Here is a 25878-nt window from a genome sequence, read left to right on the forward strand (position 1 = left end):
CCGGAAGGGGCGGTTCCCACGGGGGGATCCGCCCCTTCCGCATGCCCGGGCCCGTCCGGCGGGGCTGCCACACCCCGTACACGCGCGTGCAACAACCCGCGCGGACAGTGGATGTATGAGATTCCAGGTGCTCTCCCTTGCCGGTCACGCCCCGCACCCGCTGACCGGTGAACTCTCCTCCGCCGCCGACCGGTTGGAGGAGGTATTGAGCGTCGGTGAGGCCGCCGAGCGGCTGGGCTTCGACGCGTACGCGGTCGGCGAGCGGCACGCCGGTGCCTTCCTCTCGTCCAGCCCGACCGTCCTGCTCGCCGCGCTCGCGGCCCGTACCACCCGGATCAGGCTGCTCACCGGTGTCACGGTCGTCGCGATCCTGGACCCGGTCCGGGTCGCGGAGGACTACGCCACCCTCGACCAGATCTCCCGGGGCCGTATCGAGCTGGTCGTCGGCAAGGGCGCGGAGGCCGGCCACTTCGACCTCTTCGGCCTCGACGAGGCCCGCCAGTGGGACCTCCAGAAGGAGAAGTACGAGCTGCTGCGGCGGCTGTGGAGCGAGGAGGGCGTCGACTGGGAGGGCGAGTTCCGCCCGCCGCTGCGCGGGGTGACGACCGTGCCGCGCCCCTACGCCGGGGTGCCGCGCGTCTGGCACGGCTCGGCGACCAGCCTCAACTCCCCCGAGCTCGCCGCCAAGCACGGCGACCCTCTGTTCACGGCCAACGCCATCCAGCCCCGCGAGGCGTACGCGCGGCTGATCGCGCACTACCGGGAGAAGTTCGAGGAGTACGGGCACGACCCGGCGCGCGCGTATGTGGCGGCGGGCTCGGGCGGGCTGCTGATCGCGGACACCGACGAGGAGGCGGTCGCCCGCTACCGGGATGTGTACGAGGCACGGGTGCGGCAGACCTTCAAGCCGCATCTTGAGGGCAAGCCGGGCTACAACACGCCGTTCAGGACGATCGAGGACGCGATCGAGAACGGGCCGCAGCTCATCGGCTCGCCGCAGCGGATCATCGACAAGATCCTCGGCTACCACGAGGTGTACCGCCACGATCTCCAGTCGGTGAGTGTGGACGGCTTCGGTCTGTCGGCGGCCGAACAGGTCGACACGCTCCAGCGGTTCGCCGAGGAGATCGCCCCCGTCGTACGGAAGGAGGCGCCGACGCGGCTCTGGGACGCATAATGGGGGCCGATTCATCGGATGTATGCCCCTGTATGGAGGTCGCCCCATGGCAGTCACCGACGAGGCCATCGAGAAGATCAAGGAAATGATCGTCTCCGGTGCGCTGCGCCCGGGCGACCGGCTGCCCAAGGAGAGCGAACTCGCCGCCGAGCTCGGCCTGTCCAGGAACTCGCTGCGCGAGGCGGTCCGCGCGCTCTCCCTGATCCGCATCCTGGACGTGCGCCAGGGCGACGGCACCTACGTCACCAGCCTGGATCCCCAGCTCCTGCTGGAGGCGATGAGCTTCGTCGTGGACTTCCACCGGGACGACACGGTCCTGGAGTTCCTGGCGGTGCGGCGGATCCTGGAGCCCGCGGCCACGGCGATGGCGGCGGCCCGGATCGAGGACGCGGAACTGGACGCGCTGGCCGCCCAGTTGGACGCGCTGGGCCCGGACCCTTCGGTCGAGGAGCTGGTCGCCTGCGACCTGGAGTTCCACCGGGGGATCGTGCGGAGCGCCGGGAACTCGGTGCTCTGCTCCCTCCTGGACGGCCTCTCGGGCCCCACCACCCGGGCCCGGGTGTGGCGTGGCCTGACCCAGGAGGACGCGGTGGCCCGCACCCTCCACGAGCACCGCGCGATCCTCGCGGCCCTGCGGGCCCGCGACGCGGAGACTGCGAGGGCGTGGGCGACGGTGCACATCGCGAGCGTGGAGCAGTGGCTGAGGTCGACGCTGTAGGTGTTTTGGCTGCGGACCGTGCTGGGTTGCTCGCGCAGTTCCCCGCGCCCCTGAAAATGCCGCTGCGCGGCAATCCCCTGGGCGCCCCGCAGGGGCGCTTTTAGGGGCGCGGGGAACTGCGCGGGCAACCCACCACGGCCCGCAGACGAAGCACCACGCCCCCTAATCCTGTTTCTCCCCGCTCGCGAACCGCGAGATCACCAGTGCGACGATGATGATCGCCCCGTTCAGGAACTGGTTCCACAGGGCCGGGACGCCGCCCAACGTCATGACGTTGACCACCAGTTGCAGCGTCAGCACACCCGTGAGCGCGCCGAACAGCGTCCCCCGCCCACCCTTCAGGCTGATCCCCCCGATCACCGCCGCCGCGAACACCTGGAAGATCCAGCCGTTGCCCTGGGTCGCTGCGACCGAGCCGTAGTGGCCGGTGTAGAGGATCCCCGCGAACGCGGCGAGCAGGCCGCCGATCGCCAGGACCGCCCAGGTGATCCGGTCCACCCGGATCCCGGCCGCCCGCGCCGCCTCCGGGTTGCCCCCGATCGCGTACAGCGCCCGCCCGTGGCGCAGCCAGGCGAGCGCGGCGCCGCCGACGGCGAAGAGGGTGAGGCAGATCCACACGGCGGCCGGGGCGCCCAGCCAGTCGGTCTTGCCGAGGTAGCGGAAGGACTCCGGCACCTCGGTGATCGACTTGCCCTCGGTGATGCCGACGTGGAGGCCGCGCAGCATCGTCAGCATGCCCAGGGTGGCGATGAACCCGTTGACGTTCAGCTTCAGCATCAGGAAGCCGTTGACCGTACCGATCGCCACACCCACCAGGAGGCAGAGCGGGATCGCCGTCCAGGCCGGCAGCAGACCGAGCCCCGCGAACCGGCCGCCCTCCGACGGCAGCACCAGCCACATCGCGATCACCGGCGCGATGCCGATCGTGGACTCCAGGGAGAGGTCCATCCGGCCGCAGATGAGGATCAGCGCCTGGCCGAGCACCAGCAGGCTGAGCTCGGAGGACTGCTGGACCACGCTGATCAGGTTGTCCGAGGTGAGGAAGACCGGCGACACCACGAAGCCGATCACCATCAGCACCAGGATCACCGGGACCAGCGAGAAGTCGCTCCAGCGCACATGCGCGAGCCGCCGCCGCGCGCCCGCGTCCGCCACCCCGGCGGGCGCCGTGGTCACCGTCTCGGTCATGGCCGCTCCCCCACACCTTCCATGGCGGCGACCAGTTCCCGGTCACTCCACCCGCTGTCGTATTCGGCGACGACCCGCCCGTGGAACAGCGCGAGCACCCGGTCGCACACGCGCAGGTCGTCCAGCTCGTCGGAGACGATCACGGCGGCGTTCCCCTCGTCGGCGACCCGCCGCACCACCGCGAGCAGCGCCTCCTTGGACTTCACGTCGACCCCGGCCGTGGGACGCACCGCGACCAGCGCCACCGGCCTCCTGGCCAGCGCCCGCGCCACCACGACCTTCTGCTGGTTGCCGCCGGAGAGCCCGGAGACGGGCTGCCCCGGCCCCTGCGTCCTGATGTCGAGCGAGGCGATCATCGACCGCGCGAACTCCCTCGTACGGGACGGCAGTACGGTCCCCCACGGCCCGAGCTGGTCGGTGACCGTGAGCGTGGCGTTCTCCGCGACCGAGCGCTGGGGCACCAGGCCCTGGCGGTGGCGGTCCTCGGGGATGTAGCCGATGCCCGCGTCGAGCGCGTGCGGCACGCTGCCGGGCTTCACCGCCCTCCCCCGCACCGCGATCCGGCCCGCGCTCGCCCGGCGCATCCCGGCCAGGGTCTCGCCGAGCGCGGTGTTGCCGCTGGCGGCGGCCCCCGCGAGGCCCAGCACCTCGCCGGGGCGCACGGCGAGGTCGACCGGCTCGAACGCGCCGTCCAGGGCGAGCCCTTCCACCGTCAGGACCGGGGCCGCGTCCGGGGAGCGCGCCGCGCGGGCGCCCGCGTGCCAGGAGGCTCCCGCGCCCGCCTCGCCCGTCATCGCCGCCACCAGGTCGTCCTTGGCCAGCTCGGCCACCGGCGCGGTCAGCACATGGCGGGCGTCGCGGTAGACGGTGACGGCGGTGCACAGCTCGTACACCTCCTGGAGGTGGTGCGAGATGAACAGGAACGCCACCCCCTGGGCCTGGAGCTCGCGCAGCTTGGTGAACAGGCGCTCGATGCCGCGCGCGTCGAGCTGGGCGGTCGGCTCGTCCAGGACGATCAGCCGGGCGCCGAAGGAGAGGGCGCGGGCGATCTCGACGAACTGGCGCTGCTCCACGGTCAGTTCGCGGGCCCGTACGTCCGGGTCGACGTCCACCCCGTACTCCGCCAGCAGGTCCGCAGCGCGCCGCCGCAGCCGTCCCCAGCGGATCGGGCCGCCCTCGAAGCGGTTCAGGAAGAGGTTCTCGGCGACGGTGAGGTCCGGGACGACCATGGACCGCTGGTAGACGCACGCCACCTTGGCCTGCCAGGCCGCCCGGTCGCCGAAGCGGGGCGCGGGCACGCCGCCGAAGGCCACGGTGCCGGCGTCCTGGCGGTGCAGTCCGGTGACCACGCCGACCAGGGTGGACTTGCCCGCGCCGTTGCGGCCGACGAGCGCGTGGGACTCGCCGGGCCGCACGGTCAGCGCGACCGAGTCGAGCGCCAGGGTCGGCCCGAAGCGCTTGACGATCCCCCGGGCGTCCAGGGCGGGCGCGGCGCTCACGCTCAGCCCTTCCGCTGGAGCTGGTTGGCCCACAGTGCCGGGTCACCGGCGTTCGCCTTGGTCACCAGCGGCGCCGGGAGCTGGTCCTCGTATCCGCCGGGGATCTTGACGATGGTGGAGCCGTGGTCGGTCGGGCCCTCCGTGAAGGTCTTGCCGTCCAGGGCCGCCTTGGCGTAGTACAGCGCGTACTTGGCGTACAGGTCGGCGGGCTGCGACACGGTGGCGTCGATCTTCCCGGCCTTGATGGCGTCGAGCTCCTCGGGGATGCCGTCGTTGGAGACGATGGTGATGTGGCCGGGGCCGCCCGGCGGCTTCAGGAGGTGCTTCTGCTCCAGGAGGGCGAGGGTGGGCTGGAGGAAGACGCCGCCCGCCTGCATGTAGATGCCGTTCAGGTCGGGTTGGGCGGCGAGCGTCGACTGGAGCTTGGCCGAGGCGACGTCGCCCTTCCAGTCGGTGGCCAGCTCGAAGACCTGGATGCCGGGGAAGTCCTTGGCCATACAGGCCTTGAACGCCTGGGAGCGGTCGCGGCCGTTGATCGACGACAGGTCGCCCTGGAACTCGGCGACCTTGCCTTTCCCCTTCAGCTGCTCGCCCAGGAACCTGCAGGCCTTCTCGCCGTACGCCTTGTTGTCGGCCCGTACGACCATGTAGACGTCGCCCTTGTCGGGGCGGGTGTCGACGCTGACGACGGGGATCTTCCTGCTGTGCAGGGTTTCCAGCGTCGAGGCGACGGCGCCGGTGTCCTGCGGGGCCATGATCACGGCCTTGGCGCCGCGGTCCATGAAGGCGGTGACGTTGGCGACGAGCTTGCCGATGTCGTTCTGCGAGTTGGTGAGCGGCAGCGCGGAGACCTCGCCCGCCTTCGTGCCCTGCTGGATGTACCGCTGGTAGGAGTTCCAGAAGTCGCTGTCGCTGCGCGGCAGGTCGATGCCGACCTTCTTGTCCCCGGTGCCGCCGCCGGAGTCGCGGTTGCAGCCCGCCAGTGCCCCGGCCGCCAGAAGTACGCAGCAGGCGGCGGCAGTTGTCGTACGCACTCTCATGGTGGTGTCCTTCGCGGTTCGCGGCTCAGAGGGTGGGGCGCGGGCGCAGGCCCTGCATGCCGCCGTCGACGGCCAGGGCGGTACCGGTGACGCAGGAGGCGGCCGGGCTCGCCAGATACGCGATGGCGGCGGCCACCTCGTCGGCGGTGACCAGCCGGCCCATGGGCTGGCGGGCCCGCAGCGCCGCCCGCTCGGCCTGCGGGTCCTCGGCCCCGGCGAGCAGCCGGGCCACCCACGGGGTGTCCGCCGTGCCCGGGTTGACGCAGTTCACCCGGATCCCATCGGCCACGTGGTCGGCGGCCATGGCGAGGGTGAGGGAGAGCACGGCGCCCTTGGCGGCGCTGTACAGGGCGCGCTGCGGCAGACCCGCGGTGGCGGCGATCGAGCAGGTGTGGGTGATCGAGACATGGCCGGGCCGCTCCCGGGCCGCGCGCCGCAGATGCGGCAGCGCATGGCGGGCGGCCCGGACCATGCCGAGGACGTTGACGTCCAGGACCCGGTGCCACTCGGCGTCGTCGTTGTCCTCGACGGTGCCGGTGGCGCCGATCCCGGCGTTGGAGACGAGCGTGTGCAGCGCGCCGAACTCCCGCGCGGCCCGGGCCACCGCCTCCCGTACGGCCGCGTCGTCGGTGACGTCGGCCGCCAGGGCGAGGGTGCCGTGCGGGGCGCCCTTGACGTCCCGGTCGAGTACGGCGACGCGGGCGCCCCGGGCCATCAGCAGCCCGGCGGTGGCCGCGCCGATCCCGGAGGCGCCGCCGGTGACCAGTGCGGCAAGGCCGGTGAAGTCGCCGGGTGCGGCGGGCGGGGTGGACTCCCGCAGGGTGCTCATGAGATGACCTCCTGGGCCGGGCGGCGGGCCAGCCATACCGGTCCGTCCGGGTAGCGGTGGGCGGCGATCGACTCGGGGCGCATCCGGGCCGAGAAGCCCGGGGCGCGGGGCGCGCGGTAGCGGCCGCCCTCGACGACGGCCGGGTCGGTGAAGTGCTCGTGGAGGTGGTCGACGTACTCGATGACGCGGTCCTCGCGGGTGCCGGAGACGGCCACGTAGTCGAACATCGCCAGGTGCTGGACGAGTTCGCACAGGCCCACGCCGCCCGCGTGCGGACAGACCGGGACGCCGTACTTGGCGGCCAGCAGCAGGATCGCCAGGTTCTCGTTGACGCCGGACACCCGGGCCGCGTCGATCTGCACGAAGTCGACCGCGCCGGCCTGGAGGAGCTGTTTGAACACGACCCGGTTGGCGACGTGTTCGCCGGTGGCCACCTTCACGGGCTGCCCGGCGCGTACGGCGGCGTGGCCCAGGATGTCGTCCGGGCTGGTCGGCTCCTCGATCCAGTGCGGGGCGTACGGGGCGAGCGCGGCCATCCAGCGCAGCGCGTCCGGCACGTCCCAGCGCTGGTTGGCGTCGACGGCGATGCGGATGCCGGGGCCGACCGCCGCGCGGGCCAGCCGCAGCCGCCGTACGTCGTCGTCGAGGTCGGCGCCGACCTTCAGCTTGATCTGCGCGAAGCCGTCCGCGACCGCCTGCTTGGCGAGCCGGACCAGCTTGGCGTCGTCGTAGCCGAGCCAGCCGGGCGAGGTGGTGTAGGCGGGATAGCCCTCGGCGCGCAGCAGCCGGGCCCGCTCGGCGCGGCCCGGTTCGGCGGCGCGCAGCAGATCGAGCGCCTCCTGCCGGGTCAGCACGTCGGTGAGGTAGCGGAAGTCGACGAGGCCGACCAGCTCCTCGGGGCTCATCGCGGCCAGGAACTCCCAGACGGGCAGCCCGGCGGCGGTCGCGGCCAGGTCCCAGGCGGCGTTGACGACCGCGCCGGCCGCCATGTGCGTCACCCCCTTCTCCGGGCCGAGCCAGCGCAACTGCGAGTCATGGGTGAGGTCGTGGTGGAGCGCCGCGAGATCGGCGGCGCTCCGCGGGGCCGGGCGGCCCACCACGTACGGCCGCAGCGCCTCGATGGCGGCGGCGGTGACGTCGTTGCCCCGGCCGATGGTGAAGACGAAGCCGTGGCCCTCGGTGCGGGCCGGGCCGTCGGTGCGCAGCACCACATAGGCGGCCGAGTAGTCCGGGTCGGGGTTCATCGCGTCCGAGCCGTCGAGCCGCTCCGAGGTGGGGAAGCGGATGTCGTATACGTCGAACCCGGTGACACTCGGCCTCATGCATGCCCCCTGTGGCTGAGTCCTGTCTGAAGAACTCTTGCGACGAACTCCTGCTCGAACATCCGACCTCTCGCGGTCATCCGATGTATTCCGGATGTATAGCGCCGGTCGAGCGCCCCAGTCCAGGGCCGGGACAGAAACAGGGGAGAAATTTCCCGGCACAGCTCGGATGAATCAGGGGGGAGATCGCGCTCTGCCCCGGCTGCTGCCCGTTCATGCGGGGATCACTCCGGCGGGGAGCGTGCTGTGCACGGGGGCTGCGGCGGGGTAGTGCTGAAGCCGTAAGGTTGGGGCGTACGTATGAGGACTTCGGAGGGAGGCACTGGGTGATCGAGCTGGAGGGAGTTCCCGAGCTGGTCGACCCGGTCATGATCGCCGCGTTCGAGGGCTGGAACGACGCGGGCGACTCCGCCTCCTCAGCCGTCGCTCACCTGGAGCGCGAGTGGAAGGGCGAGGTGTTCGCCGCGCTCGACGCGGAGGACTACTACGACTTCCAGGTCAACCGGCCCACCGTGTTCCTGGAGGGCGGCGTCCGCCGGATCACCTGGCCCACCACCCGGCTCTCCGTCGTCCGGGTCGGCGGCGACAAGCCGCGCGACCTGGTCCTGGTGCGCGGGATCGAACCGTCGATGCGCTGGCGCTCGTTCTGCAACGAGATCCTCGGCTTCGCGCACGAGCTGGGCGTGGAGATGGTGGTGATCCTGGGCGCGCTGCTCGGGGACACCCCGCACACCCGCCCGGTGCCGGTCAGCGGGGTCACCTCCGACCCGGACCTGGCCCGCACGATGGACCTGGAGGAGACCCGGTACGAGGGCCCGACCGGCATCGTCGGCATCCTCCAGGAGGCGTGCACCCACGCGGGCGTCCCGGCGGTCAGCCTCTGGGCGGCCGTGCCGCACTACGTGTCGCAGCCCCCGAACCCGAAGGCGACGCTGGCCCTGCTCAACCGCCTCGAAGACCTCATCGACCTGCGCATCCCGCTCGGCGAACTGGCCGAGGACGCCCGGGCGTGGCAGCTCGGCGTGGACCAGCTGGCGGCCGAGGACAGCGAAGTGGCCGAGTACGTCCAGACGCTGGAGGAGGCGCGGGACACGGCGGACCTGCCGGAGGCGTCGGGCGAGGCGATCGCCCGCGAGTTCGAGCGGTATCTGCGGCGGCGTGACGGCGGGCCGGGGCCCGGCCATGCGACGGACGGGGGCGAGTCCACGTCGTATCTGCGCGATACGAGCAGTGGGCGGACCCGGCCGCCGAAGCCCTCGCGGGACGAGCCGGACGAGCCCGGGGAGGGCTCGGGTCCCGAGTCCTCGGAGGACTGAGCGGGGCATCTCGTTCCAGCCGAATTGCCCCCGTTGCCCAACCCGCTTTTGTTTCAAACCCAACTGCCCTTACGGGGTGGACGCATCGGCATCCTGGTAGCAGGGTGTGCCGGGTAGGGACGCGCGCGAACCCGATCCGAGATCGCCATCAGATGGGAGCGGGAGCGGCCATGACCGACCAGGCACTCCCGGGCCAGGGCCCCGGAACGGCGGGCCCCGGACCCGATGGAGCCGGATTCACCTACCAAGGCGCCGAGCCGGAGCTGATCGTCGTCGCCCGTCCGGATTCCGCGGCGGACACCACGGCGCTCACCATGTTCCTCGGCGACCAGCAGCTGGCGCTGGAGCCGCTCTTCGGCCGGGGCGCGCAGCCCGAACTGTCGCTCTTCCACCGCGTACGCGGCGCGGCGGACCGGGCCGAGGAGATCGCCGCCCGGCTGGCCGCGCTGCCCGGGATCGAGACTGCCTATGTGAAGCCGGGCGCGGTTCCGGCGGAGTACCCGGGCCTCGACGACGAGGTGGTGCGGCGGCTCAAAGAAGGTGCGCCCGTGACCCCCGACTTCACCGGCCGCCAGGGCTACTTGCGGGCCGCGCCCGAGGGCGTCGACGCGTACTGGGCCTGGCAGCGGCCGGGCGGCTCCGGCCGGGGCGTCACCGTCGTCGACGTCGAGGGCGCCTGGCAGCTGGGCCACGAGGACCTGGCGGACCGGCTCGCCGGGATCGTCGTCGGCACCCCGGTCCAGGACCTGGCGTGGCGCAACCACGGCACCGCGGTCCTCGGCGTGATCGGCGGCGACCGCGACGACAAGGGCATCACCGGGATCGCCCCGGAGGCGGTCACGGCGGCGGCCTCGTGCGCCTCCACCGGCACGGCCGCGGCGATCCACGCCGCCGCCGAACGGCTGGCGCCGGGCGACGTCGTCCTGGTCGCACTGCACCGGCCGGGGCCCCGGTTCGCCTATGAACACCGCGACGACCAGGCCGGTTTCCTCCCCCTTGAGTGGTGGCCGGACGACTTCGCGGCGATCCGGCGGGCGACCGCCAGGGGCGTCCTCGTGGTGGCGGCCGCCGGGAACGGCGGGGAGAGCCTGGACGACGCGCTGTACGAGCGGCGGCCCGAGCGGTTCCCGCGGACCTGGCGCAACCCCTTCAACCCCGCCAACCCGTCCTCCGGCGCGGTCCTGGTCGGCGCGGGCGCCCCGCCGCCCGGCACCCACGGGCGCGACCACGGCCCGGACCGCTCGCGGCTCGCGTTCTCCAACCACGGGGCGCGCGTCGACGCCCAGGGCTGGGGCCGGGAGATCACGACGACCGGCGGGTTCTGGGACCGGGCGGGTGAACTCCAGGGCGGCGCCGAGGAGATCGCCTGGTACACGGACGCGTTCTCCGGCACCTCGGCCGCCGCGCCCGTGGTGACCGGCGCCCTCGTCTGCCTCCAGGGGATCCTGAAGGCGGCGGACCTGGCGCCGATGACCCCCGAGCGGGCCCGCGAGATCCTGCGGACCACCGGCTCGCCGCAGCAGGACGCGCCGGGGCGGCCCGCCTCCCAGCGCATCGGCAGCCGCCCCGACATCAAGGCGGCGGTGACCCGGCTGATGCCCTCCACGGTCGGCACCGGCCAGGCCGAACGGTACTGGGACGAGCTCCTCCCGTACCCCCCTGAACTTGCCCCGAGGCTCCGGCTGTTCGTCGCCGGGGCGTGGCGCAACCTCAACGACCCGGCGCCGGAGCTGCGCAGGGCGGTGCACGCCGCCTTCGCCGGGGGACGGCCCGACGTGCGCGTCTGGTTCTCGGACGACGAGGTCGTCGGTCTCGTCGTCGCGGGCTGACCGCTCCGCTCACCCAGCCCCCAACCCCCAACACGCAACCCGCACACCCAACCCATCCCACCCGCACGTCGACCCATGACCGAACCACGCATCGACACAGGGAAGGTGACACCCGTATGAGCACCACCCCGCAGATGAGTCAGCAGCAGTACGGTCAGCCGCAGTACGGCCAGCAACAGGGCTTCCCGCAGGGCCAGCAGGGCCAGCAGGGCTTCCCGCAGCAGCAGGGGTTCCCGCAGGGCCAGTCCGGCCAGCAGCAGGGGCCGAACACCTCGCCGCCGCAGATCCAGCAGCAGCTCCAGCAGCTCGGCCAGCAGCAGCCCTTCCAGCAGCTGCTCCAGCAGATGGGCAGCGGCATGCACGCCCAGCAGCAGGGCCAGCAGCCGCTCGTGCTGCCGAGCGCGGTCGAGGCGGCCTCGGTGACCAGCGGCATCGCCACCAGGTTCTGGGACGTGGTGACCCCGCTGCCCGGCCAGCCGTCGATCCTGTACCTCTTCATCGACGGCACCTGGCATCCGCTGGCGAACCCGAGCCAGACCACGCATGACGCGGTCCAGCAGGCGTTCGCGTTCGGCCAGCAGGTCATCGGGTTCTTCGACACCAGGACGGGCGCGGTCCAGGCCGTCGTGGTGAACCGGCAGTAGCACCGGCACATACGCGAAAAGGCGCCGGGTGGGCAGTGCCCACCCGGCGCCGTGCTCTGGGCTCCGAGCCCTTGGAGGCCCTTAGAGGGCCACGCCGAGCAGCGCGTCGACGGCGCGCGAGACCACACCGGGCGCGCCCTCGTCCGTACCGCCCTCGGACTGCTGGAGTGCGGCCCAGCGGTCCACGGCCAGGAGCGCCGTCGGGGCGTCCAGGTCGTGCGAGAGGGCGTCGCGGATCTCCTCGACCAGCGCGTCCGCGGACGGCCCGTCGGGGCGGGAGACGGCCGCGCGCCAGCGGGCGAGCCGCTCCACGGCGTCCCGCAGGACCTGGTCGGTCCACTCCCAGTCGGCCCGGTAGTGGTGCGAGAGCAGCGCGAGCCGGATCGCCGCCGGGTCCACGCCGTCGCGGCGCAGCTTGGAGACGAAGACCAGGTTGCCCCGGGACTTCGACATCTTCTCGCCGTCGAGCGCGACCATGCCGGCGTGGACGTACGCCTTGGCCATCGGGAACTCGCCGGTGAGCGCCTGGGCGTGCGAGGCGCCCATCTCGTGGTGCGGGAAGGCGAGGTCGGAGCCGCCGCCCTGCACGTCGAAGCCCATGCCGAGGTGGTCGAGGGCGATGGCGACGCACTCGATGTGCCAGCCCGGCCGGCCGCGGCCCAGGCTCGCGCCGTCCCAGCTCGGCTCGCCCTCGCGGGCGGCCATCCAGAGCATCGGGTCGAGCGGGTTCTTCTTGCCGGGGCGCTCGGGGTCGCCGCCGCGCTCGGCGGAGAGCCGCCGCATCGCCTCGGCGTCCAGGTGGGAGACCTGTCCGAAGTGGGCGTCGCTCTCCACGGAGAAGTAGATGTCCCCGTCGAGTTCGTAGGCGGCGCCCGCGTCCCGCAGCCGCTCGACGAGCGGCACGATGCCGGGTATCGCCTCGACGGCTCCGATGTAGTGCTTCGGCGGAAGCATCCGCAGGGCGGTCATGTCCTCGCGGAAGAGCGCGGTCTCACGCTCGGCGAGCGCGGTCCAGTCGTGGCCGTCGCGGATGGCGCGCTCCAGGAGCGGGTCGTCGACGTCGGTGACGTTCTGGACGTAGTGGACCTGCCGCTTGGTGTCGAGCCACACGCGCTGAACGAGGTCGAACGCGTTGTAGGTCGCCGCGTGACCCATGTGGGTCGCGTCGTACGGGGTGATGCCGCAGACGTAGATACGGGCGACGGGACCGGGGTCGAGGGTGACAAGACCGCCGGTCGCGGTGGAGTGGATCCGGAGGTCGCGGCCCTTGCCGGGCAGGGCGGGGACCTCAGAAGCGGGCCAGGCATGCATGTCACGAGCGTAACCGGATGCACGCTCCATATTCGAACCGGATGTGCGCTCTTGGCCGAATACGGGGTCTTGCGCACACCCGGCCCGCCGTGCATGGATCCCGCTTGTCCCGTTACGTCACCGAGGTCGCCGCTACACCGGTGGCCAGGGAATCGGCGGCCACTCGCCCGACGGGCTGCGGTGCACCCCGTCCGACAGGAGGCCCGCCACCCGGCCCCGGAGCGCGTCGAGCTCGGCCGCAGTGATCAGCTCCGCCAGTCGGGTGGCCAGCGGCTCGCCGGGGGCCAGCGCGGCCGCGAGCCGGGTCAGCGCGCCTACCGCCTCCTCGGTCAGCGGCTCGCCCGCCCACCCCCACAGGAGCGTGCGCAGCTTGTCGTCGACGTTGAAGGTGACCCCGTGGTCGATGCCGTACAGGCGGCCGCCCTCGGTGGGCAGCAGATGGCCGCCCTTGCGGTCGCCGTTGTTGATCACGGCGTCTAGCACGGCGAGCCGCCGCAGCCGCTCGTCGTCGGCGTGCACCAGGAGCGCCGTCCGGCCCTCCCCCACGTCCGCGAGCCCGACCGCCTTCCAGCCCTCGCCCGGCTCCTCGCCGTCGACGAGCGCGAGCAGCCCGCCCGCTCCGGGGTCCTCGGCGTCCTCCGGACCCTCGTCGAGCGGCTCGATCCACAGCTGGACCATGCCCTCGCCGTACGGCCCGTCGCGCAGCACGGTCGGCGGTACCAGGTCCCAGCCGAGGGCCGCGCTGACCTCGTACGCGGCGACCTCGCGCTGGGCGAGCGTGCCGTCCGGGAAGTCCCACAGCGGGCGCTCCCCGGCCACCGGCTTGTAGACGCAGTGGGCGCTCTCGCCCTCGTGCGCGACGGTGCAGTACAGCACCGCGTTGGAGGCCTCGCGGATCCGGCCGCGCACGGTGAGCTCACCCTTGGCGAGCAGTTCCACCGCCGTCAGGCTCCCCGTCGGTATCCGTTCTGGCGCGGGCATACGTGTCCTTCCGGGTCGAGCGGCAGGCTGCACAGCGGGCACGGCGGGCGGCCCGCGTTGACCACGTCCAGGGCGCGCTTGGCGAAGGCGCGGGCCTGGGCGCCGGTGAGGCGCACCCGCAGCATCGGCGGGCCGTTCTCGTCGTCCTGGAGCAGCCGCTCCTCGGCCTCCGCGAGGTCCTCCTCGGAGTCGGCGTCGAGCTCGACCAGGGCCTGCGCCTCGATGACCATGCGCTGCTCCTCGCCGTCCCAGGCGAGCGCCATGGTGCCGACGCGGAACTCCTCCTCCACGGGGGAGTCGAGCGGCGCGGTGTCGGTGACGTCGGCGGGGGCGACGGCCGGGACGGGCGCGTTGCCCCCGGTACGCCGCACGACCTCGTCCAGGAGCTCGTCGATCCGCTCGGCGAGGGCGGCGACCTGGGTCTTCTCCAGGGCGACGCTGGTGGTACGGCTGCCCGCGGACGCCTGGAGGAAGAACGTACGGCGTCCGGGCAGCCCGACCGTACCGGCCACGAAGCGGTCCGGTGGGTCGTAGAAGAACACCTGACGGGACACGTCCTGGTCTCCCTATGTCGGATTGAGCGATGGGTGCGGGCCCGCCGGGGCGGAGCGCGGTGTTTTCGGCCCGTCCACCCTACTGCGCCTGACGATCACGGTGCTCCCGCGCCACCTCCCACGATGGCCTGCCCGTTACCGGACGGTTCCTTCTGCTCCCCCCGCTCGGCCGGGGCCAGCGACCTGAAGTCCCCGGTCTCTCCCAGGCGCATCAGGAACGGGCGCAGCCGGGTGTAGCGGATCGCGGTCAGGGAACACGGTTCCACCGAGATCCGCTGAAAGAGGTCCAGATGCATTCCGAGGGCGTCGGCCACGACCGACTTGATGATGTCCCCGTGCGAGCACATGACGAACACGGCGTCCGCGCCGTGCTCGGCCTCCACGCGCGCGTTCCACTCGCGCACCGCCTCGACCGCGCGCCGCTGCATGGCCGGCATCGACTCGCCGCCCGGGAAGGCCGCGGCCGACGGGTGCTGCTGCACCACCTCCATCAGCGGGTCCTCGGAGAGCTCGGCGAGCTTGCGGCCCGACCAGTCGCCGTAGTCGCACTCGCTGATGCGCTCGTCGGTGTGGAGCGCGAGCCCGGGCCGGGCGTCGAGCAGCGGCCGCAGGGTCTCCTGGCAGCGCTCCAGCGGGCTGGAGACGGCGGCGGCGATCGGCAGCCCGGCGAGCCGGGCGGGCAGCTCGGCGGCCTGGGCGGCGCCGCGCTCGTCGAGCAGCACACCGGGCGTACGCCCGGCCAGTACGCCCGAGGTGTTGGCGGTGGAGCGTCCGTGACGTACGAGGATCAGCGTGGCCATGTCCGCCAGCGTAGGCCGAGCGGCGCGAGCGGGTGCGGGCGGTACGGGTTCGCGGAAGAATGCGCGCCGTGATCGTCGACTGCGCCATCTACCGGGACGGCCGCCGCACCGAGGGCCCGCCGGACTACTCGGACGCGCTGGAGGAGGCCCGGGCGGCCGGGGACGCGTTCGTGTGGCTGGGCCTGTACGAGCCCACCGAGGACGAGTTCGACCTGGTCAGCAGCGAGTTCGGGCTGCACGCGCTGGCGGTCGAGGACGCGCTGACGGCCCATCAGCGGCCCAAGCTTGAGGTGTACGACGACTCGCTGTTCGTGGTGCTGAAGCCGGTGACGTACGAGCAGGAGAGCGACACCGTCAGCACCGGCGAGCTGATGCTGTTCATCGGCGACTCGTTCGTGGTGACGGTCCGGCACGGCGAGGGCTCGCCGCTGCACGCTGTGCGCATGCGGCTGGAGGCCGAGCCCGAACTGCTCAAGCACGGCCCGACGACCGTGCTGTACGCGGTGAGCGACGCCGTCGTCGACCACTACACGGAGGTGGCCGCGGAGCTCCAGACGGACCTGGAGGAGCTGGAGGCGGAGGTCTTCGCGCCGGTCGGCCGCGAGGGCAAGGGGCGCGCCCAGAGCAACGGGGCCACGGTCGCCTCCCGGATCTACACCTTCAAGCGGCAGGTCCTGGAGTTCCGCCGGGCGAGCGGCCCGCTGGCGGAGCCGATGCAGCGGCTCTCCGGGGCCGGGGTGCCGTTCGTGCACGACAAGGCGCAGCCGTTCTTCCGCGATGTGAGCGACCACCTCACCCGCGCCAACGAGGGCGTGGACGGCCTGGACCGGCTGCTCTCCGACATCCTCTCCGCCCATCTCGCGCAGATGGGCGTGCGGCAGAACGACGACATGCGCAAGATCTCGGCGTGGGCGGCGATGGCCGCGGTGCCGACGATGGTGGCGGGGGTCTACGGCATGAACTTCGAGCACATGCCGGAGCTGCGGTACGTCTGGGCGTATCCGGCGGTCCTGGTGCTGATGGCGGTGCTCGAAGTGGTGCTGTACCGCACGTTCAAGCGGCGCGGCTGGCTCTAGGGAGCGGTGGTCAGGCGAACTCGGGTGCGGGGGCGACCGGTCCGCCCAGGGCGTCGCGGTGCTCGGGCATCGAGAGGCTGACCATCCGCCGCCAGCCGCCGGCCCGCTCATAGGCGTACATGCCGTGGATCCCGGCCGTCAGCGCCGCCGACTTGGCCTTCGGCCAGCCGAGGATGCGGCCCATGTGCGCCATCACGGCGAGGCTGACGTCCCGGTAGACGCGGATCTCGGCGAGCGCGCACTCGCGCAGCACGCGCTGGATGGTGCGGCCGTGCCCGGCGTACGCCAGACGCAGCAGCTCCTCGTGGCAGTAGGCGAGGTGGTTGTCCTCGTCGTGGCTGATCATCCGGATCGCCCGGCCGACCTCGGGGTGGTCGCCGAAGTACCGCACCAGCATCACCATCTGGTCGGCGGCGCGCTGCTCGGTGACCCGGCTGTGCGAGAGGTAGGTGACGATGTCCTGCTCGGTGAGCGGCCGGTCCGCGCGCAGCCGTTCGTGGGCGAGGCCGATGCCGTGCCGCTCCAGGAGCATGGTGTAGTCGGTCTCGGCCGGCACCGGGACCGGGGTGAGGCCGCGCTTCTTGAGCAGCGCGTTGAAGATCCGCCCGTGCTTGTCCTCGTCGGCGCCGTGCCGGGCGATCTTGGGGGCGAGCTCGCGCTGCTCCGGCGGGACGAGGGCGGAGATACGGCCGTTCTCCCAGCCGCCCTGGGACTCGCCGCTGGCCGCGATCGAGCAGAAGAGCCGGAACGACTCGTCGTTGTCGAGGATCTCCTGGAACAGGCTCTTGGCCGAAAGCATCGCCGTACCTCCGCATGACTCCCGTACAGACATCTGCAAAGAGCAAGTCAATTGCGAAGGACAGAACGGGGCAACAGGGGTGCCTCCGTACTGGGCCGAACGAAGGAACCCACGGCGGCGTGTCCACCCGTAACCCACCCGGCGCACAGCGCGTTGTTCGGGGTGACGGCCGTGGCGGGGAAGACCCCCCGAGCCCCCACCACGGCCGCAGACCTCCCGTCGCGTTTACGCCAGACCGGCGTGCTCCAGCGCCTCGGTGCCCGCCCGCAGCGCCGCCACCCGCTCGTCGAGCGTGAAGCCGGCCGGGGCGAGGGTGAGCGTGGTGACCCCGGCGGCGGCGTAGGCCCGCATCCGGTCGGCGATGCGCTCCACCGAGCCGAGCAGCGTGGTCGAGTCGATGAGCTGCTGCGGGATGGCGGCGGCCGCGCCCGCCTTGTCGCCGGAGAGGTACTTGTCCTGGATCTCGGCGGCCTCCTTCTCGTACCCCATGCGCTGCGCGAGCTGGTTGTAGAAGTTCTGCTTGCGGCTGCCCATGCCGCCGACGTAGAGCGCGGTGTACGGGCGGAACATGTCGGCCAGCGCGGGCACGTCGGCGTCCGCGCCGAGCGCCAGCGGCAGGGTCGGGCAGACGTCGAACCCGTCGAGCGTCTTGCCCGCCTTCTCGCGGCCCGCCCGCAGATGGCGGATCGCGGTGTCCTCCAGGTGGTCGGCGGAGGGGAAAATCAGCAGGGCACCGTCGGCGATCTCGCCGGTCTGCTCCAGGTTCTTGGGGCCGATCGCGGCGATGTAGAGCGGGATGTGCTCGCGCTCGGGGTGGACGGTGAGCTTGAGGGCCTTGCCGGGGCCGTCAGGCAGCGGCAGCGTCCAGTGCTCGCCCTGGTAGGAGAGCCGCTCGCGGGTCATCGCCCGGCGCACGATCTCGACGTACTCGCGGGTGCGGGCGAGCGGCTTGTCGAACTTGACGCCGTACCAGCCCTCGGAGACCTGCGGGCCCGAGACGCCGAGGCCGAGGCGGAAGCGGCCGCCGGAGAGCGAGTCGAGGGTGGCGGCGGTCATCGCCGTCATCGCGGGCTGGCGGGCCGGGATCTGGAGGATCGCGGAGCCGACGTCGATGCGCTCGGTCTGGGCGGCGACCCAGGCCAGGACGGTGGGCGCGTCCGAGCCGTAGGCCTCGGCGGCCCAGCAGACGTCGTAGCCGAGCCGGTCGGCCTCCTGGGCGACGGCGAGGTTGTCGCCGTCCATTCCGGCGCCCCAGTAGCCGAGGTTGATCCCGAGCCGCATGACGGTCCCCTTACTGATCAGTAACGTCCCTGTTCCGGGGGACTCTAGCGCGCGGGCGGGCGGGGCGGCAGGGCTCCCGGAGCCGAGTTGTCCACAGGCCCTCACCGCATGGCGCCCCGGCCAGTAATCTCAGCGCCCATGGAGCAGAGGCACCTGGGCCGTACGGGCCTGCGCGTATCCCGGATCGGGCTCGGCACCCTCACCTGGGGCCGGGACACCGACGAGCACGACGCCGCCGATCTGTTGAAGGCGTTCTGGGAGGCCGGCGGCACGCTGGTCGACACGGCGGACGTGTACGGGGGCGGGGACGCCGAATACCTGCTCGGGCAGCTGGTGGAGCGGCTGGTGCCGCGCCGCGAGCTGGTCATCGCGACCAAGGCGGGCAGCGTGCCCGACCCGGACCGGCGCTTCGACGGCTCGCGCGGCCATCTGCTCGCCGCGCTCGACGAGTCGCTGGAACGTCTCGGCACGGACTACGTGGACATCTGGCAGGTCCACGCCTTCGATCCCGAGACCCCGCTCGACGAGACGCTCCAGGCCCTGGACATCGCGGTGAGCAGCGGCCGCGCGCGGTACGCGGGCGTGTCCAACTTCTGCGGCTGGCAGCTGGCGAAGGCGGCGACCTGGCAGCTGGCCGCGCCGGGCGTGCGGACCCGCCTCGCCAGTACGCAGATGGAGTACTCGCTGCTCCAGCGCGGGGTGGAGCGGGAGGTGCTGCCGGCCGCGCTCGACCTCGGGATCGGGCTGCTGCCGTCCTCGCCGCTGGGGCGCGGGGTGCTGACGGGGAAGTACCGCAACGGCACCCCGGCGGACTCGCGCGGCGCGTCCGAGGCGCTGGCGCCGTTCGTCGCGCCCTATCTGGACGAGGCGGCGAGCCGGATCGTCGACGCGGTGGCGATAGCGGCGGACGGCCTCGCGGCGACGCCGCTGCAAGTCGCGCTCGCGTGGGTGCGGGACCGGCCCGGAGTGGCCGCGCCGATCGTCGGCGCGCGCAACGCGCAGCAGCTCACGGCGGCATTGTCAGTGGAGGCGCTTAGTCTTCCAGACGAGATCTGCCGGGCGCTGGACGATGTGTCGGCGCCCGTGCACCGCTATCCCGACCAGGACTGGAGCACCTTGTGACCGCGCTTCCCCCGGGGACGGCCCCCGGAACCCCGGCCGAAGGCGTCGCCGACGCCGAAGGGGCCGGTGTGCCCGAAGAGGCCGAGGCGACCGTCGAGGCCGACGGCTCCGACGGCGCCGCCGACACGCCCGAGGGCGCGGGGGGCGCCGAAGACGCCGAGGGCGGGGACGGCGACTCGGCCGGGGCGGAAGGCTCGGCCGAGGACGGCGGTGGTCGCGGGGACGCGGACGAAGCGGCGCCCTCGGCCGAGGGCGCGGGCAGCCCTGCTCCCGCCGCCGAAGGCGACGAGGGTGGGGCAGGGGACGACGGCGCCGCAGCGGCCGGTGACGGCTCCGCCGCGTTGTCCGAGGCCCAGGCCGAGCTCGCCGCCCAGCGGGAGCTGCGGGCGCGGATCGAGGCGCGCAAGGCCGAGAAGGAGGGGCCCGTCGCGGCCGGGACCAAGCTCAGCGGGCAGGCCGCCGACCTCCTCGCGGCCGTCCGCGCGGTCGAGAGCGGCGAGAAGCCGGGGGCCTCGTTCTTCGCCTCCGCCCCGGCACCGCGCCGCCCCGCCCCGGTCCCCGACGCCCCCGCGCCCGTACGGACGCAGGCGCCGCAGCCCGCGCGCGTGGCCGCCGGGCCGGAGGCGCTGGCCGCGGTGCGGGCCGTGCTGAGCGGTGGCGGCGCGCCCGACTCGCTGGCCCCGCAGGTCACCGACGCCCTGGGCGAGCAGGCGGCCGACGTGCTGCGGACCGACCCCTGGCAGTTGCTCGCCGTGCCCGGCGTCCGCCCCGAGCAGGCCGACGGGTTCGCCCGGGCGCTGCTCGGCGCCGAGTGCGGCCCGGACGACCCGCGCCGGGCGGCCGCGCTGGTCGCCTGGACCCTGGAGCGCGCGTCGGTCCAGGGCCACACCGCGCTGCCGATCGCGGCGGTGAAGGCGGCCCTCGCCGAGCGCTCGGTGCCGGACGTGGACGAGGCCGTGCGGCACGCGATCACCGAGGGCGTGGTGCTGGTCTTCGAGGACGGCGTGGCCGCGCTCGACACCGAGCCGACCGGCGCCGAAGAGGACGCCCCCGAGGAGGAGGAAGAGGCCGCCCCCGTCGAGGTGCTGCTCGGCCTCGACCGGTTCGCGCTGGCGGAGGAGAGCCTCGCCGACGGGCTGGCCCGGCTCGCCAACGCCCCGGTGAAGGACGACGGTTCGGACTGGGCGCAGGCCGCCGCGGCCGCCCCCTCGCCGTCCGCCGCCGAGCTGATCAGAGCGGTGGCGGGCAACGGCCTGGTCACCCACTCCGGCGGCGAGGCGGCCCGCGCCGAGTCCGCGGCCGTGGTGAGCGCCGCACACGCCCTCGGCCTGCGGGCGGCCGCCGCCGCGCACACCCGGGACGGCCGGCGCCGGCTCGCCGCGGCGGTGGGGGCCGAGCGCGCCTTCACCGTGGCCGCGCTGCTCTCCGGGGCCGAGGGCCCCGGCCGGGACGAGGACGGGGCCCTCGCCCTGGACGTGCTGGTCGTGCAGGACGCCCCGCAGCTCGACGTGGAGGGCGCGGCGATGCTCGTCGAGTCCCTGCCGGACGGCTGCCGGCTGGTGCTCGGCGGGGACCCGGAGGTGCTGGGTTCGGCGGGCGCGGGCCGGGTGTTCGCCGATGTGCTGGCGGCCCGGGCGGTCCCGCACGTGGCGTCGCGCACCCCGGACCCCGGCCCGCTCGGCGAGCTGGTCTCGGGGATCGGCGCGGGTGAGCTCGGCCAGGTCGAGGCGCCCGGCAAGGAGGTCGTGATCGTCCCGGTGCGGGACGCGGGCGAGGCGGTGCACCGCTGCGTCCAGCTGGTCGCGGACTCGGTGCCGCGCGCGATCGGGGTGCCCACCGAGCAGACCCAGGTGATCACGGTCGGCCACGGCGGCTCGGCGGGGACCCGGGCGCTCAACGCGGCCCTGAAGCAGCGCCTCAACCCGGGCCCCGGCCGGTTCGCGGGCTTCGACCCGGGCGACCGCGTGGCGTACGCGGAGGCGCCCGGGCGCACCTCGGTGGGCGTGGTCGGCTCGGCGGGCCCGGACGGGCTGCACCTCGACTGCGGCGGTGAGCCGCTCGTCGTACCGAAGGAGCGGGTCGAGTCGGCGCTGCGGCACGGCTGGGCGCTGACCGCCCACCAGGCGGCCGGGATGCGCTGGCCCGCGGTGGTGGCGGTGCTGCCGGGGGACGCGGCGCAGGGGCTCAGCCGGTCGTGGGTCTACACGGCGTTCGGTCGCGCCGAGCGCCATCTGTCCGTGGTCCACGGCCTGGACCAGGCCCTCCCGCGCGCGGTGGCCGAGGTGCCCGCCCCGGCGCGTACGACGCGGCTCACGCCCCTTCTGACGGCCCTGCTGCGGACGCCCGAGGCGGAGTAGCCCCGGGCCCGCCCGCCGCGACACACGACAGCCTCCGTGCCCGTACGGGACACGGAGGCTGTCTGCGAGGCGCCAGCACCTCGAAGGTTGCAGAACCCCGAAGGTGTCAGAGCCCCGGGGTGTCAGAACCCCGGAGGCATCACGACACCCGTAGGAGTCACGCCGCCCGAGGTCACGCCGCCTGGGGTCAGGCCGCCCGGGGTCACGACGCCCCCGGCAGGTCGTCCTCGTCTCCCAGCTCGTCCTCGTCGAAGACCGCGCTGACGTCGAACCGGCACACCACCCGCTGCGGATCCGCGTGGTCGAACGGCGTGCTCAGCCACTCCCCCGGCTCCGGCAGCTCGTCCGCCGCCGACACCCACAGCGTGGAGTCGCCCTCCTCCAGGCCGAACTCCTTGTGCCGGGAGGCGATCTCGTCCGGTTCGTACTCCCCGAAGAGCACCCCGAGCGCCGCGTGCACGCTGGTGCCGACCACGGCGGCCGCCCGGTCGTCCGCGGCCGAGTCGTCGGCCTCCGGGTCCAGGTCCGCGATCCGCTGGGCCTGGGCGAGCAGCCGCTGGGGTTCCACCACCGCGTAGTCGCGGCGGATCAGCACGCTCAGCGCGTTCGGCTCCTCCGGTCCCGTGTAGGGCGGCAGGGAGTCGTCGGCGCCCGGGATCTCGAAGGGGGTGACCTCGTCGTACCGGTCGTAGAGCCGCTCGTCGTACGCCTCGGCAGCGGCCGCCAGGGCGTTGAACGCGTCGTACACGGCCGGATCGTCGTCCCCGGTGCGGCGTTCCACCGCCTCCAGGTGGCGGTCCAGCGCGGCTTTGACCGCGTCGGCGGCGGCACGTACCTCGGCAGCGGAGGGCTGCGCAGCATCAGACATAGTGCAGACGCTATCCGTACCGGGGCTCTGCCCGCACAATAGATGCGATGCCGGAATACGAATTTGTCGACGTGTACGTGCCGCGCGGGGTCTCCCGCAAGGACACCACACGCCTGCTGACCGACCACGCCGAGTACGGACACTGGGAGTTGGAGCGACTGAGCCTGCTGCGTGACGGCAGCCGCAGGGTGCGGCTGCGCAGGCGGATCATCCGCCAGCTGCGCGCCACGTGGTGACGGACATCGGGTGACGAAAACGGATCGGGCCCCGCGACTGCGGGGCCCGATCCGTTCTGTCTGGTTATCTCCGCTCTGGTGCACTCCGGTGCGCTCTGCTGCACCTGGTGCGCGGCTCCGCGTTACGCGCCGGAGCGGGCCCGGCGGTAGAGCGTGGCTCCGGCGAGCAGCAGACCCGCGCCGGCCGGGAGGGCGATGCCCGCCGCGTCCGCCCCGGTGTGCGCCAGCGTGCCGGCGGCCTGCGGGCCCGTCACGTTCTGGGTACCCGAGGTGCCCGAGACGCCCGAGGTGCCCGGGCCGTGCGGGGCGGCCGGGGTGCCCGGGGTGTGCGGGTGCTGGCCCGGCTTGGTCCGGTGGATCGGCTTGACCGAGTCACCGGGCTTGCCCGGGTGGTGCGGGGTGCCGGGGTGGTGGGTGCCCGGGTGCTCGCCCTCGCACGGCTCACCGGGCTTGCCGGGGTGGCCCGGCTTTCCCGGGTGGCCCGGGTGCCCCGGGTGCCCGGGCTTGCCGGGGTGGTGCGGGGTGCCGGGGTGGTGGCCGCCGCCGGACACGTTGGCGCAGTCGTTGCCGAAGACCGGGTTGAGGGCTCCGATCACGGTGACGCCGTTGCCGCAGGCGTTGACCGGGACGTCGACGGGCGCCTGGACGCTGTTGCCGGAGCCGACGCCGGGCGAGTCGCTCGCGTGGCCGTGGGCCGTGGCCCCGCCGCCGCCGTGGTGCGAACCACCCTTGTTGACACAGGTGTTGCCCATCGCCGGGTTGAGCAGCCCGATGATGTTGACGGTGTTGCCGCACGCGTTGACCGGCACATGGATCGGTGCCTGGACCGCGTTGCCGGACAGGACGCCCGGGGAGTCGGTCGCGGCGCCGTTCGCCTTCGAGTCGGCGTGTGCGTAGCCGCTGCCCATGGCGATGACGCCGGTGGCGGCGGCCATGGTGATCAGGCCTTTTCTGGTGACCTGTCGCATAGGTTGTTCCCTGCCTTCTACCTTCCGGATGCTCCCGGACACCGTTGCGCCCGGGAGTGGGTGCCTGGCGGCCCCGGAGTGCATGGCGCGCACTCCGGGGCCGCCGGGCTCAGACCCTCACGGGTTCAGGCTCGACGTCACTTGTTGACGCAGACGTTGCCGAAGGCGGGGTTCAGCAGCCCGATCACCGAGATCGTGTTGCCACAGACGTTCACCGGCACGTGCACGGGCACCTGGATGACGTTGCCCGAGGCGACACCGGGGGAGCCCACAGCGGCGCCCTGCGCACCCGCGTCGGCGACGGCGAGGCCCGCACCCGCGAGAACCAGACCACCAGTGACAGCCGCAGCAGCGACGACCTTCTTGATCATTACTTCCTCCTTGTTGGCAAAGGTGCGATCCCAGCCGCGGACCGCACACCCTGTAACGAGGGGGAAGTTATGGGGCTACGAGCTTATGAACGCATTCACTCTTTTCAGTCAACTACGCACGCGTGGGCGATTGTTGGTTTGTCGTTTCAGCAAAACGGGCTTCGTACGCGCCACGGGTGCCGCTGTGCCCCGGCACCCGTGGATTCCCCAGGTCAGGACGCGTCGATGAACCGGTCCAGGACCCGCACGCCGAACTTCAGACCGTCCACCGGCACCCGCTCGTCCACGCCGTGGAACATCCCGGCGAAGTCCAGCTCCGGCGGCAGCTTCAGCGGCGCGAAGCCGAAGCAGCGGATCCCGAGGTCCGCGAACGACTTGGCGTCGGTGCCCGCCGAGAGCATGTACGGCACGGCGCGCGCGATCGGGTCCTCGGCCACCAGGGCCGTCTGCATGGCGTCGACGAGCGCCCCGTCGAAGGTGGTCTCCAGCGCCTTGTCGGCGTGCACGTCCTCGCGCCTGACCCGGGGCCCCAGGATCCGGTCGAGGTCGGCGAGGAACTCCTCCTCGTACCCCGGCAGGAAGCGGCCGTCGACGTGCGCGGTCGCCTGCCCGGGAATCACGTTGACCTTGTAACCGGCGCCCAGCTGGGTCGGGTTGGCGGTGTTCTGGAGGGAGGCGCCGATGAGCTTGGCGATGCCGCCGAGCTTGGCCAGCGTCTCGTCCATGTTCTCCGGGTCGAGCTCGGTGCCCAGCGCGTCGCCGAGTTCGTCGAGGAAGTGCCGCAGCGTCTTGGTGACGCGCACCGGGAACTTGTGCCGCCCGAGCCGCCCGACCGCCTCGGAGAGCTCGGTGATGGCGTTGTCCTTGTGGATCATCGAACCGTGCCCGGCGCTGCCGTCCACGGTCAGCTTCATCCAGTGCATGCCCTTCTGGGCGGTCTCCACGAGGTAGAGCCGCAGGTTCTCGTTGACGGTGAACGAGAAGCCGCCGACCTCGCTGATCGCCTCCGTCACGCCCTCGAACAGGTCGGGGTGCTTGTCGACGAGGTAGCGGGCCCCGTAGGTGCCGCCCGCCTCCTCGTCGGCGAGGAAGGCCAGCACGATGTCGCGCGGGGGCTTGCGGCCGCTGCGCAGCCGGTCCCGTACGACCGCGAGGGTCATCGCGTCCATGTCCTTCATGTCGACCGCGCCGCGCCCCCACACGCAGCCGTCCGCGATCTCGCCCGAGAACGGGTGGTGCGTCCAGTCGTCGGCGTTGGCCGGGACGACGTCGGTGTGGCCGTGGATGAGCAGCGCGGGCCGCGACGGGTCCTCGCCCTGGATCCGGGCCACGGTGGAGGCCCGTCCGGTGTGCGACTCGAAGATCTTCGGTTCGAGTCCGACCTCCGCGAGCTTCTCGGCCACGTACTCGGCCGCCGCCCGTTCGCCCGGACCGGAGTGGTCCCCGTAGTTGCTGGTGTCCATCCTGATCAGCTCGCGACAGAGGTCGACGACCTCGTCCTCGCCGGTCACGCCCCGCGCCGCCTTCGACTCGCTCACGCTGCTTCCTCCCGCTGCCGCTGCCGCATCTTCAGAGTCCCCCTCATCCTCCCC

At 72.9% G+C, this 25878-nt stretch carries 24 protein-coding genes; 9 read left to right on the top strand and 15 right to left on the bottom strand.

The features are described from left to right. The first annotated feature begins 115 nt into the window (after nt 1-115). Together BX283_RS11465 and BX283_RS11470 are read left to right on the top strand one after the other, a co-directional pair. On the top strand, nt 116-1177 hold the full coding sequence (locus BX283_RS11465) for an LLM class flavin-dependent oxidoreductase (protein WP_101387518.1): 1062 nt from the start codon (nt 116-118) through the stop codon (nt 1175-1177). Nucleotides 1178-1223: 46 nt separating this feature from the next. Further along, on the top strand, nt 1224-1895 hold the full coding sequence (locus tag BX283_RS11470) for a FadR/GntR family transcriptional regulator (protein ID WP_101387519.1): 672 nt from the start codon (nt 1224-1226) through the stop codon (nt 1893-1895). 162 nt (nt 1896-2057) lie between these two features. Here the strand turns inward: BX283_RS11470 and BX283_RS11475 are convergent, their stop codons facing one another. From BX283_RS11475 to BX283_RS11495, 5 genes are read right to left on the bottom strand one after another with little or no spacing between them, the layout of a single operon-like run. Further along, the gene (locus BX283_RS11475) at nt 2058-3083 is read right to left on the bottom strand and encodes an ABC transporter permease (protein WP_101387520.1); all 1026 of its coding nucleotides are present in this window, start codon (nt 3081-3083) and stop codon (nt 2058-2060) included. Next, complete coding sequence (locus BX283_RS11480; RefSeq protein WP_373979161.1) at nt 3080-4582, bottom strand: sugar ABC transporter ATP-binding protein; 1503 nt, start codon at nt 4580-4582, stop codon at nt 3080-3082. Before BX283_RS11480 ends, BX283_RS11475 begins: the two co-directional genes overlap by 4 nt. A 2-nt stretch (nt 4583-4584) precedes the next feature. Continuing rightward, nucleotides 4585-5622 (bottom strand): sugar ABC transporter substrate-binding protein, encoded by a 1038-nt coding sequence (locus tag BX283_RS11485; RefSeq protein WP_101387521.1) that lies wholly within the window; start codon nt 5620-5622, stop codon nt 4585-4587. 25 nt (nt 5623-5647) lie between these two features. Beyond that, entirely contained in the window at nt 5648-6451 is an 804-nt protein-coding gene (locus tag BX283_RS11490; protein ID WP_101387522.1) for an SDR family NAD(P)-dependent oxidoreductase, read from the bottom strand. Then, entirely contained in the window at nt 6448-7773 is a 1326-nt protein-coding gene (locus BX283_RS11495) for an enolase C-terminal domain-like protein (RefSeq protein ID WP_101387523.1), read from the bottom strand. The genes BX283_RS11490 and BX283_RS11495 overlap by 4 nt, the downstream gene beginning before the upstream one ends. A 326-nt stretch (nt 7774-8099) precedes the next feature. Here BX283_RS11495 and BX283_RS11500 point away from each other — a divergent pair, with 326 nt between their 5' ends. From BX283_RS11500 to BX283_RS11510, 3 genes are all read left to right on the top strand, one after another. Continuing rightward, nucleotides 8100-9089 (top strand): PAC2 family protein, encoded by a 990-nt coding sequence (locus BX283_RS11500; protein ID WP_101387524.1) that lies wholly within the window; start codon nt 8100-8102, stop codon nt 9087-9089. 170 nt (nt 9090-9259) lie between these two features. Beyond that, a complete protein-coding gene (locus BX283_RS11505) occupies nt 9260-10918 on the top strand; it encodes a S8 family peptidase (protein ID WP_101387525.1) in 1659 nt (552 codons plus the stop codon). 116 nt (nt 10919-11034) lie between these two features. Next, nucleotides 11035-11562 carry a hypothetical protein gene (locus tag BX283_RS11510; protein WP_101387526.1) on the top strand — a complete coding sequence of 176 codons (528 nt, stop codon included), beginning with the start codon at nt 11035-11037 and terminating at the stop codon, nt 11560-11562. A gap of 81 nt (nt 11563-11643) precedes the next feature. Here the strand turns inward: BX283_RS11510 and mshC are convergent, their stop codons facing one another. The 4 genes from mshC to BX283_RS11530 form a co-directional block, all read right to left on the bottom strand. Beyond that, the gene (gene mshC, locus BX283_RS11515; RefSeq protein ID WP_101387527.1) at nt 11644-12873 is read right to left on the bottom strand and encodes a cysteine--1-D-myo-inosityl 2-amino-2-deoxy-alpha-D-glucopyranoside ligase; all 1230 of its coding nucleotides are present in this window, start codon (nt 12871-12873) and stop codon (nt 11644-11646) included. 132 nt (nt 12874-13005) lie between these two features. Beyond that, complete coding sequence (locus BX283_RS11520) at nt 13006-13854, bottom strand: SCO1664 family protein (RefSeq protein WP_101387528.1); 849 nt, start codon at nt 13852-13854, stop codon at nt 13006-13008. Next, nucleotides 13818-14408 carry a DUF3090 domain-containing protein gene (locus tag BX283_RS11525; protein WP_101387529.1) on the bottom strand — a complete coding sequence of 197 codons (591 nt, stop codon included), beginning with the start codon at nt 14406-14408 and terminating at the stop codon, nt 13818-13820. The genes BX283_RS11520 and BX283_RS11525 overlap by 37 nt, the downstream gene beginning before the upstream one ends. A gap of 95 nt (nt 14409-14503) precedes the next feature. Beyond that, complete coding sequence (locus BX283_RS11530; protein WP_101387530.1) at nt 14504-15208, bottom strand: histidine phosphatase family protein; 705 nt, start codon at nt 15206-15208, stop codon at nt 14504-14506. Between the two features lie 59 nt (nt 15209-15267). On the opposite strand from BX283_RS11530, the gene BX283_RS11535 reads away from it, so the two are divergent. Then, nucleotides 15268-16284: a magnesium and cobalt transport protein CorA gene (locus tag BX283_RS11535; protein WP_101387531.1), complete on the top strand. Its 1017-nt coding sequence runs from the start codon at nt 15268-15270 to the stop codon at nt 16282-16284. Nucleotides 16285-16294: 10 nt separating this feature from the next. Here the strand turns inward: BX283_RS11535 and BX283_RS11540 are convergent, their stop codons facing one another. Further along, nucleotides 16295-17083, bottom strand: a complete 789-nt coding sequence (locus BX283_RS11540; RefSeq protein WP_101387532.1) for a ferritin-like domain-containing protein — start codon at nt 17081-17083, stop codon at nt 16295-16297. A gap of 225 nt (nt 17084-17308) precedes the next feature. Then, on the bottom strand, nt 17309-18364 hold the full coding sequence (locus BX283_RS11545; protein ID WP_101387533.1) for an LLM class F420-dependent oxidoreductase: 1056 nt from the start codon (nt 18362-18364) through the stop codon (nt 17309-17311). 138 nt (nt 18365-18502) lie between these two features. Between BX283_RS11545 and BX283_RS11550 the strand changes: the two genes are divergently transcribed. Next, the gene (locus tag BX283_RS11550; protein WP_101387534.1) at nt 18503-19486 is read left to right on the top strand and encodes an aldo/keto reductase; all 984 of its coding nucleotides are present in this window, start codon (nt 18503-18505) and stop codon (nt 19484-19486) included. Beyond that, nucleotides 19483-21843, top strand: coding sequence for a helix-hairpin-helix domain-containing protein (locus BX283_RS11555; protein ID WP_101387535.1), 2361 nt, complete (start codon nt 19483-19485; stop codon nt 21841-21843). Before BX283_RS11550 ends, BX283_RS11555 begins: the two co-directional genes overlap by 4 nt. Before the next feature lie 202 nt (nt 21844-22045). On the opposite strand, the gene BX283_RS11560 is transcribed toward BX283_RS11555, so the two are convergent. After that, nucleotides 22046-22711 carry a hypothetical protein gene (locus tag BX283_RS11560; RefSeq protein ID WP_101387536.1) on the bottom strand — a complete coding sequence of 222 codons (666 nt, stop codon included), beginning with the start codon at nt 22709-22711 and terminating at the stop codon, nt 22046-22048. Nucleotides 22712-22758: 47 nt separating this feature from the next. Here BX283_RS11560 and BX283_RS11565 point away from each other — a divergent pair, with 47 nt between their 5' ends. After that, nucleotides 22759-22947 carry a DUF5703 family protein gene (locus tag BX283_RS11565; RefSeq protein WP_101387537.1) on the top strand — a complete coding sequence of 63 codons (189 nt, stop codon included), beginning with the start codon at nt 22759-22761 and terminating at the stop codon, nt 22945-22947. Between the two features lie 122 nt (nt 22948-23069). Here BX283_RS11565 and BX283_RS42140 read toward each other — a convergent pair whose 3' ends face one another. From BX283_RS42140 to BX283_RS11580, 3 genes are all read right to left on the bottom strand, one after another. After that, a complete protein-coding gene (locus BX283_RS42140) occupies nt 23070-23915 on the bottom strand; it encodes a chaplin (RefSeq protein WP_101387538.1) in 846 nt (281 codons plus the stop codon). A 137-nt stretch (nt 23916-24052) separates the two neighbouring features. Beyond that, entirely contained in the window at nt 24053-24286 is a 234-nt protein-coding gene (gene chpH, locus BX283_RS11575) for a chaplin ChpH (protein WP_101387539.1), read from the bottom strand. A 212-nt stretch (nt 24287-24498) separates the two neighbouring features. Next, entirely contained in the window at nt 24499-25824 is a 1326-nt protein-coding gene (locus tag BX283_RS11580; RefSeq protein ID WP_101387540.1) for a M20/M25/M40 family metallo-hydrolase, read from the bottom strand. Nucleotides 25825-25878 lie beyond the last annotated feature (54 nt).

Source organism: Streptomyces sp. TLI_146, from assembly GCF_002846415.1.
Taxonomy (GTDB): domain Bacteria; phylum Actinomycetota; class Actinomycetes; order Streptomycetales; family Streptomycetaceae; genus Streptomyces.